Here is an 8,320-nt window from a genome sequence, read left to right on the forward strand (position 1 = left end):
AAACGAATAGTCCATATATACCTCAGATAGCTATAACTATCAAAATTTGACTTAATATTAAAATTATACAATAAGTGTTTATTGTATAATTGTATTTAAGGTTTGATCTAGTATCTCAAATACAGCTTGATTATCCTTCTGCGTATATTTTTTTATGTTTTTCTGAAATCTGGGAAGATCGTATAAAAATGATTTAATACCATCTAATTCAAAATCTTCCAACATCTTTCCGAACTCTAATTTTTGAATATAAGCTCCGTTTAGATACTGTTCAAATTGATTTTGAATAGGTACAGTACATATAGGTTTATGTAAGAACAGTGCTTCAGAAAGAAAAGAATACCCTCCATTTGAAAAAACAGCTTTTGCTGATCTAAAGTTATTAATAAACTCAGCTTCACTAAACTTTTTTAATTGAACATTTCCATAAGTTATTTCCTTATTAAATCCATATAATAAAAATGTTTCATCAACTAGATTGTTTAAGATTTTTACCATCTTTTCTTCACTACACGAAGACTGATAGATTAAGATATGATTTTTTACTAATGGTTTTGCTTTTAAAATTTCGGTTCTGATGATTGGAGGTACTAAGACACTATTTTTCTTCTTAACATCAATATCAAAAAATGTAGATATGACATAGAGATTACATTTAGGCACTTTGGCTTTTACCACTGCTTTTGCAATTCTATAATTTGTTTTTTCTGATTTAGGAATTTGAATATTAATTCTTCCACGATTCATAATCTGCATATTATCAATACTAATAATAGGAAGGCTATGATATTTAGCATACATATAAGTAAATGACTCAAAATCAGATATCACAATATCGGGCTTAAAACCTAATTCAAGGTCTTTATATTTTTTTAAATTTTTTAATAAATTTTCTGGAGCATCTTTTAATATGGTTGCAGAAGTCTTTGACTTAGATACCACGCCATCTTCATATGCAAAGCGAAGACCTTTAATTTCGATGGTTTGACCAGGAAATTCTTTTTTTAGAAATAGAAAAGCTTTATCACTTGAAACAATTTTTATTTCATGATTTCTTATCAAATGTTGTATAATAACCTTTGCGCGTGTAGCGTGCCCCATTCCCTCACCAGGAACTCCATATAAAATTTTCAAAATTCAGTATTATTTTATAAATCAGAAGTTAGTAATAAATATAGGTAAAATTATCCTATATAGGTATTCACACTAGTTCTTAAACTACAAGAACTATGGAGCATTTGCTTAAATTTATGAGCTAGTTGTTCATCTGTGAATTTCATAGCTTGACTAATACTATTAGATAGAATTAATTCTCCGATAAGATACTCTACAAAATAAGTCTGTTCATCAGTTAATAAAACATATTCCGTCATATAACAATAACTGTTTCAAGCATCATATTTTATGTCGTGTGATGCATTTATTATATAAAGCAAATGTACTTGATGTGATTATTGGATTTAAGTTTTAAAAACAATGTTATTCAATTCTTATTCACAATTTAATAAATTATGTGGTGGTATACATTTTTGATATCTTATGCCTCCAAAACCATTTGCATATTAATATTTAATAGATTATTAATGCATACAGCCCAAATACACTGATGATGTCTTAATATATGCATCTTTATAAAATTTTCTTGCGCTGGATAAAAGTTCTTTTTGTTCATCTATATAACCGCCGGTAGATACGATAACCATATACAAACCTTTTGTAAACCCTTCATAATAATCTGAATATTCAATACTTATATATTCACCACTATCAAATCGTCCACGTGGTATATATCCATGATTTTCTCCACATCCACATAATTCATCGGTTGTAAGACCTTCTGTGGGGCTTTCATACATTCCACGTAGTTCTAATTTCATATCTAATTGTCTACTTGCTTCTTTAGCCAATCTTAGCGCAGTATCATACTCTTTTCCAGAATGAATAATCAGAAAATCCATATCATAATAGTCAGATTCTTGAGCACACAAAGGATATATACCAAAAATGATTGTTAGAACATTTAAAATTATTATTTTTTTCATTTCAATGTTGTTTTACCGTTTAATAGCAGGTACTAAAACTCCTGTCATTAGATTACTTTAAAATTCGAAACAGCTAAGCTAATCTATAAAATAATTTAATACTGTGGTTACCTACAAATATCAAGATTATAGCCCTACTATAACACCCTGTTTCCAGTGAAATAACAGAAGAAGTATTCACACACCAAAAGTTATAACCAACATAAATTATAATCAATTTACATACTAATTGGAAGATATGACACCAATAATAGTCCCAAAACTACCATCCAATTGTATCCAATCCTCTGAAGGTATATAAGCTCTGGAAACAAATCCATCAAGATATAAAGCATTTTTGCAACCGTGTTGTTTAAAATATGATGCAAAATCATAAAAATTGATTTTCTCTTTTGAGATTGCAAAAAGAATATTACCATTAGGTAAAATTCCCACTCCATTCCTTATATGAACATTAGAAGAGCCCTTGTTAAATTTAGGATGCATTTTCCCATCAATTAATAACATTGGTCCTGATTGAGTAGCATACTGTATATTTTCAGAATAGTTAAAATCTGTAGTTTTGCAAACTCCTGGTTCTTTATTTTCTGTAAGATAAAAAATACCATTAGGCTGTAGATAAAAATTACCATATCCATTATTTGCACTATCTATTGGTGCCTGGATGATACCTTTTTCTATAAAAAGTCCCTGTGGAGATTGATCTCTTAGATACATACCACCATTCATAGCAAATACTAATTTTTTACCTTTTTTTTCTAAGGCTGTTTCTAAATTTTGGAAATTACTATAGTTTACGCCATTATTGTCCTTCCAATATATATCCAACGAAAATTTAGTTGGATCAACACTATAAGTGACTAATCTTGACTCATCAATACATTCGATAATAATATCTTCTGAGTATGCGTCATTAGTACCCTGAGAGCATGCTATAGAATTAAAAAAAAATACTGATAGTAACAATAGAATATTCTTCATTATAATTTCCTGTTATACATTACCATTCTCCTGATGCAATTAATTCTTCTACATCAGCATCAACAAAACCGTACATTTTTGCAATAAAAACAAAATCAGCTCCAATACACTCTCTCGCCCCTGTCTCAATTTCACTATTATTTGCATCAAATACTACTTGTAGTAGATTAAATTTTTCTGTTGCCTCTTGCGTTAGATCATATAATTCTGATAACGACTGTGGAGATTGTTTTTCAATTCTAAAACACAGATCAATTAATATCAGTTTTCCTTTATCAACAACATGATTAGGAAAATAAGGATCTCTATACATCATTGCTAAAAATTCATAATTTACCATAACCTTATTCTGCAGATTATTTTGATCCAAATTCATCGTTTTGTCATCCACTATTGTATTACTATTGGACTCACTAAATGCTTGATATGAGTTCCATGCTGCCAATGGTATCATTATATAATTAGGAACAATAAAGAAAATGATATAATACAGACCTATTAGTCCAATCATAACATATATCATATTTCTCAATAGCTTAATATTCATCTACAATTTATTTGTCATCTTATTTTAATATATACTTATTAAAAGTCAAATCAGAGATATTTTTTTAGTAGTTATTAATACTAATACCATCTAATCCAAACGATAATATCCACATTTTAGATAGGCGCCTTCAGGAAAATTAATAGGATGATCAATGTCATGATATGTTTTTTCTATGATTTGAAAATTTCTACCTATACTTACAATATTTTTCTCAGAAATTTTAAAGAACCTTTCTGCCACCACTCTTGATGAACAAGATGCTACGATTAATATACCATTTTTTTCTACTAATCTAGCTCCTAGCCTAGCGAGTCTGGCATAACTATTTTCTGCTTTTACAATTTCACTTTCTCTTTTTGCAAAAGATGGTGGATCAATCACGACAATATCAAACTTTTTATGTTGATCTATTAAACGCTGGAGTCCTTCAAACGCATCTATGGCAAAAATAGCATGAGTACCTGTATAATTATTTAAAGAAGCATTATCAGATGCCATTTGTAATGCTTGTTTACTGATATCTAAACTAATTACTTCTTTTGCTCCTCCCACAAGTGCATGCACAGAAAATCCTCCGGCATAAGAAAATACATCCAGTATTTTTTTATCTTTTGCTAAACCTCCTACTTTATTCCTATTATGTCTATGGTCCAAAAAATAACCAGTTTTATGACCTTTGATCACATTAGCAGAAAACAATACACCGTGTTCTCTAAAAATAACAACCTCATTATCTAAAACTCCGTAGATTACTTGTCCGTCTTGTATCCCATACGTTTTATTTTCAGATTGTAAGGATCTACTTAATCTTATTACCACAGTTTCGCAGCCTGTTTGTGCTATCAAAATTGGAACTATCGTATTAAGGTACGGAAACCAGATATGAGAGTATAGTTTGATAACTAATACAGTGTCATATACGTCTGCTATAAACCCAGGTAGATGATCATTTTCTCCAAATATTAAGCGATAACTATTAGTATCTGTAGCTAAAAGTGGTTTTCTAATCCTATATGCTTGCTTAATTATTATAGTAAACCATTCATCGTTAATCTGAGCTGGCTTTTCAAATTGTATAATCTTTATACGAATTGGAGATGTAGGATCATATAAACCAATAGCAAGTATTATATTCTTTTTAGAATCATAGATAATAGCCAGATCTCCTGCACTTCCTTTTATATTTTGCTTAACAATACTATCTTCAAAAATCCAGGGATGTCCTCGCTTAACCATTCGTTCTCCAGCTGGACGTAGCTTTATTGCTAATCTTTTTATTTTAATTTCCGGAATAATATTCATAGACTACAAGAATAATACTATTTTTTATTTTTAAAGACTATTTTTTGATGCGAAGTTATGAATACCAGGATAAGAAATTTATAGCTCTTATATTGAACCACGAGACTATTGTTTTATTGTCATCTTATATTTTATCAATACCCTTCATGAATTACTTCAATCTAAAGACACGAGGTATCAGAGGCAAGACTACTGATTCACTACAAAATTTAAGAAATAAAACTCTTTTATCCTTATTCTAAATACTACAACGGAGGAAAAGCCTCTCATTAATTTGTAAAAAGTTCTTCCAGAAGAATGATATGTTCTATTAATTCAGTTAAAATAACAATAAAAAAAGGGATTGTTAAAACAATCCCTTTTAAAGAATTTTTGTCTAGTTATAAAAATATCATTAAAATACTTTCAATAGTAGTATACAACTAGCCAGTTTCTTCTGGTTTAAGAGGTGAATTTGTGTAAAAAACTAATTGGCTAATGAATAAATGATTAAACAAAAATCAGTCTGTTACTAAATACAAAGATAGGATATCTAGTTAAAATCTGACTATGTGTAAACCTCAAAATATGTGCTTTAATAGTGTTGATTGATCGTATATATAAACCGTCCAAATGCAAGGATATAAAGTATTAAACAAAGCCACATTGCTACTCAAATAAGGGAATTAACCTCTCCCCTTTATCCCGACTCTTGAGCCCCAAAATCCTGATTTTATACGCTACACCCAAGCCAAAGACTCTAGGAATTTTATTGATTTAAGATTATACATTACAGAAGATTGTTACCAAAAATTAAAGTCATACATATTTATAAAATTAAATATGTATATTTGTACTATGGATACAGATAAAATTTTAGAAATAAATAAAGCGCTTGCTAATTCGACCAGATTGAATATATTAAAATGGTTAAAAGATCCAGATGCTAATTTTCCTCCACACATTGAATTAGGACATTTTAATTTTGGAGTTTGTGGACAATTAATTCAGGATAAATCCGGATTATCGCAACCTACAATTTCACACTTCTTATCTACAATGCATAAAGCAGGTTTGTTAATTCCAACAAGGCATGGCAAATGGACTTATTTTAGAAGAAATGAGGAGGTAATAAAAAAATACACTAAAGAATTGGCAACCAATCTATAATAGAATTACGAAACAAAAATAAATAATTACCACTACATATTTATAAAACTAAATATATAATTATGAATATTTTACTCATCGGATCAACAGGAACTATAGGCAAAGAAATTTATAATACTTTGAAGGATAAGCATACGGTGTATGGAGCACATAGAAATTCTGACTCCTACCCTATTGATATTACCAAGCCAGACTCAATAACACGACTTTTTGAAAAACTACCAAAATTAGACGCCGTCATTAACGCCTCTGGTACTGCAGTATGGAAACCTTTATCAGATCTTACTACAGAAGATTACCATACTGGTATTCATAGTAAATTAATGGGACAGGTACATCTTGTTCATATTGCAAAAGATTATTTAAATGATAATGGTTCTATCACGCTTACTACAGGTATTCTTGCAGAACATTATGAACCTAATGCAGTAGCTCTTTCTCTTGTTAATGGTGCATTACATAGTTTTGTCAATGCTGCATCACACGAACTGGATCGAGGTATCCGTCTTAATGTTGTTGCTCCGGGTGCAATTGCCGGTGATTTTCCCAAAGATCAAAAATTCGCCGGATACTTTCCCGTACAAATTAATGAGGTCATAAAAATATATGAATATATACTTACAAGCACACTAACAGGTCAAACTCTAAAAGTTTATTAACACATGAAAATTCCTATATATCAAATAGATGCCTTTACAAAGAAACTTTTTGGAGGAAATCCAGCTGCAATCTGTCAGTTGACACATTGGCCGGATGATGAAACGTTACTTAATATTGCGATAGAAAATAACCTGGCAGAAACGGGTTATTTTATTAAGAAAGGTGTGGTTTATGCCTTATGCAGAGATTGATTTATGTGGCCATGCTACACTAGCTGCTGCTTATGTAATCTTTAATTATATAGACCGTACCATTAGCGAAATTTCGTTTTCTTCTAAAAGTGGTATTCTAAAAGCTAAAAAAGAAAATAATGGAGCAATTACATTAGACTTTCCTTCACGTCCACCAGAGCCAATTGATATTCCTGAAGAAGTTTTTACCGCCTTTACAGCTACCCCTATAAATGCATATGCCGGAAGAGACTTAATTATTACAGTGGCATCAGAAGATGATGTATTAGCAGCGACACCTGCGCTAGAATATTTAAAAGATTTACCTTATTTATGTACTGTAATTACAGCAGAGGGTAAAGACTCTGATTTTGTGTCTCGCGTTTTTGATGCGAATCCTGAGGCTCCTAGTGAAGATCCGGTAACAGGTTCTGCACATGCGGCTTTAGTACCTTTTTGGGCAGATAAACTAAACAAAAATGTTCTTAAAGCCAGACAATTATCTAGTCGCGGTGGAGAACTGGATTGCAAACTAGAAGGAAATCGGGTTTTTCTAAGCGGGTATGCAGTACTTTATCTGATTGGAGAAATAAATATATAAACTAACTAAACATTCATAACTTTAAAACAAAAACTTACAAAACAAAAAACATATGAAAACCATTGGATTAATTGGGGGAATGAGTTGGGAATCATCAAGCCTGTACTATGAATTAATAAATAAAAAAGTAAAGGAGACTCTGGGAGGTTTTCACTCTGCACCATGTATATTACTTTCTGTAGATTTTGCTGAGATAGAAAGATCATTTGGCAGGGATGACTGGGATAGTATAGCGGAACTTATGGTTACATCTGCTAAAAAATTAGAGCATGCGGGAGCTGACCTGGTCATCCTATGCACAAACACTATTCATATATGCAGTGATGAAATAATTAAAAATATCACTATTCCATTTTTACATATTGCCAATGCTACTACAGAAAAGATTAAAGCCAAAGGCTTAAAAAAAATAGCACTTTTAGGCACTAAATATACCATGGAAAAAGATTTCTATAAAGATATTTTAAACGCCCATGGTATTGAAGTACTAATCCCTGATTCAAAAGATCGCGAAACCATAAACCAGATCATATTTCAAGAATTAGTTCTGGGTATTGTAAAGGAAAAATCAAAAGAATCATATCAACGGATTATTAAGAGCTTAGCGATGAAAGGAGCTGAAGGTGTTATTCTGGGATGTACAGAAATACCACTACTGATCAAACAAGAAGATGTAGATATTCCGATATTTGATACTACAAAAATTCATGCAGAAAGAGCAGTAGAAATGGCTTTGGAAGGTAGTATCTCACCAAGTGTGTAAAGTTTAAAATACGGAGGTCGCGACCTCCGTATTTTATTTTTTATTAACTTTAAATTTTATGCACTTATGAAGAAAGAAGATTTCATTACCGAGGATTTTTTG

Annotated in this window: 11 protein-coding genes; 5 read left to right on the forward strand and 6 right to left on the reverse strand. The window is 30.8% G+C overall.

Features of this window, described 5'->3' with window-relative positions; genetic code table 11:
- Nucleotides 1-78 precede the first annotated feature (78 nt).
- The 6 genes from ABD816_RS19680 to ABD816_RS19705 form a co-directional block, all read right to left on the reverse strand.
- Entirely contained in the window at nt 79-1,134 is a 1,056-nt protein-coding gene (locus ABD816_RS19680; protein ID WP_344930323.1) for an MJ1255/VC2487 family glycosyltransferase, read from the reverse strand.
- A 50-nt stretch (nt 1,135-1,184) separates the two neighbouring features.
- Nucleotides 1,185-1,373: a hypothetical protein gene (locus ABD816_RS19685; RefSeq protein WP_344930325.1), complete on the reverse strand. Its 189-nt coding sequence runs from the start codon at nt 1,371-1,373 to the stop codon at nt 1,185-1,187.
- Nucleotides 1,374-1,580: 207 nt separating this feature from the next.
- Complete coding sequence (locus ABD816_RS19690; protein WP_344930326.1) at nt 1,581-1,958, reverse strand: hypothetical protein; 378 nt, start codon at nt 1,956-1,958, stop codon at nt 1,581-1,583.
- 309 nt (nt 1,959-2,267) lie between these two features.
- Nucleotides 2,268-3,023, reverse strand: a complete 756-nt coding sequence (locus tag ABD816_RS19695) for a phosphodiester glycosidase family protein (protein WP_344930328.1) — start codon at nt 3,021-3,023, stop codon at nt 2,268-2,270.
- A 19-nt stretch (nt 3,024-3,042) separates the two neighbouring features.
- A complete protein-coding gene (locus ABD816_RS19700; protein ID WP_344930331.1) occupies nt 3,043-3,570 on the reverse strand; it encodes a DUF5713 family protein in 528 nt (175 codons plus the stop codon).
- Between the two features lie 90 nt (nt 3,571-3,660).
- Entirely contained in the window at nt 3,661-4,875 is a 1,215-nt protein-coding gene (locus tag ABD816_RS19705; RefSeq protein WP_344930332.1) for a class I SAM-dependent rRNA methyltransferase, read from the reverse strand.
- Between the two features lie 837 nt (nt 4,876-5,712).
- On the opposite strand from ABD816_RS19705, the gene ABD816_RS19710 reads away from it, so the two are divergent.
- The 5 genes from ABD816_RS19710 (at nt 5,713) to ABD816_RS19730 (ending at nt 8,218) form a co-directional block, all read left to right on the forward strand.
- On the forward strand, nt 5,713-6,024 hold the full coding sequence (locus ABD816_RS19710; protein WP_344930336.1) for an ArsR/SmtB family transcription factor: 312 nt from the start codon (nt 5,713-5,715) through the stop codon (nt 6,022-6,024).
- Nucleotides 6,025-6,086: 62 nt separating this feature from the next.
- The gene (locus ABD816_RS19715; protein ID WP_344930338.1) at nt 6,087-6,683 is read left to right on the forward strand and encodes a short chain dehydrogenase; all 597 of its coding nucleotides are present in this window, start codon (nt 6,087-6,089) and stop codon (nt 6,681-6,683) included.
- Between the two features lie 3 nt (nt 6,684-6,686).
- Nucleotides 6,687-6,875, forward strand: a complete 189-nt coding sequence (locus tag ABD816_RS19720; RefSeq protein WP_344930340.1) for a PhzF family phenazine biosynthesis protein — start codon at nt 6,687-6,689, stop codon at nt 6,873-6,875.
- Nucleotides 6,856-7,455, forward strand: a complete 600-nt coding sequence (locus ABD816_RS19725) for a PhzF family phenazine biosynthesis protein (RefSeq protein WP_344930341.1) — start codon at nt 6,856-6,858, stop codon at nt 7,453-7,455. Before ABD816_RS19720 ends, ABD816_RS19725 begins: the two co-directional genes overlap by 20 nt.
- A 52-nt stretch (nt 7,456-7,507) precedes the next feature.
- Nucleotides 7,508-8,218 carry an aspartate/glutamate racemase family protein gene (locus tag ABD816_RS19730; RefSeq protein WP_344930342.1) on the forward strand — a complete coding sequence of 237 codons (711 nt, stop codon included), beginning with the start codon at nt 7,508-7,510 and terminating at the stop codon, nt 8,216-8,218.
- The last annotated feature ends 102 nt before the right edge of the window (nt 8,219-8,320 follow it).

The organism is Aquimarina addita (genome assembly GCF_039539305.1).
Lineage (GTDB): Bacteria > Bacteroidota > Bacteroidia > Flavobacteriales > Flavobacteriaceae > Aquimarina > Aquimarina addita.

Excerpts from the sequence above, each read along its gene's own strand:
- ABD816_RS19685 (WP_344930325.1), bottom strand. The coding sequence starts at position 1,373 with ATGACGGAATATGTTTTATTAACTGATGAACAGACTTATTTTGTAGAG.
- ABD816_RS19690 (WP_344930326.1), bottom strand. The coding sequence starts at position 1,958 with ATGGATTTTCTGATTATTCATTCTGGAAAAGAGTATGATACTGCGCTA.
- ABD816_RS19695 (WP_344930328.1), bottom strand. The coding sequence starts at position 3,023 with ATGAAGAATATTCTATTGTTACTATCAGTATTTTTTTTTAATTCTATA.
- ABD816_RS19700 (WP_344930331.1), bottom strand. The coding sequence starts at position 3,570 with ATGAATATTAAGCTATTGAGAAATATGATATATGTTATGATTGGACTA.
- ABD816_RS19705 (WP_344930332.1), bottom strand. The coding sequence starts at position 4,875 with ATGAATATTATTCCGGAAATTAAAATAAAAAGATTAGCAATAAAGCTA.
- ABD816_RS19710 (WP_344930336.1), top strand. The coding sequence starts at position 5,713 with ATGGATACAGATAAAATTTTAGAAATAAATAAAGCGCTTGCTAATTCG.
- ABD816_RS19715 (WP_344930338.1), top strand. The coding sequence starts at position 6,087 with ATGAATATTTTACTCATCGGATCAACAGGAACTATAGGCAAAGAAATT.
- ABD816_RS19720 (WP_344930340.1), top strand. The coding sequence starts at position 6,687 with ATGAAAATTCCTATATATCAAATAGATGCCTTTACAAAGAAACTTTTT.
- ABD816_RS19725 (WP_344930341.1), top strand. The coding sequence starts at position 6,856 with ATGCCTTATGCAGAGATTGATTTATGTGGCCATGCTACACTAGCTGCT.
- ABD816_RS19730 (WP_344930342.1), top strand. The coding sequence starts at position 7,508 with ATGAAAACCATTGGATTAATTGGGGGAATGAGTTGGGAATCATCAAGC.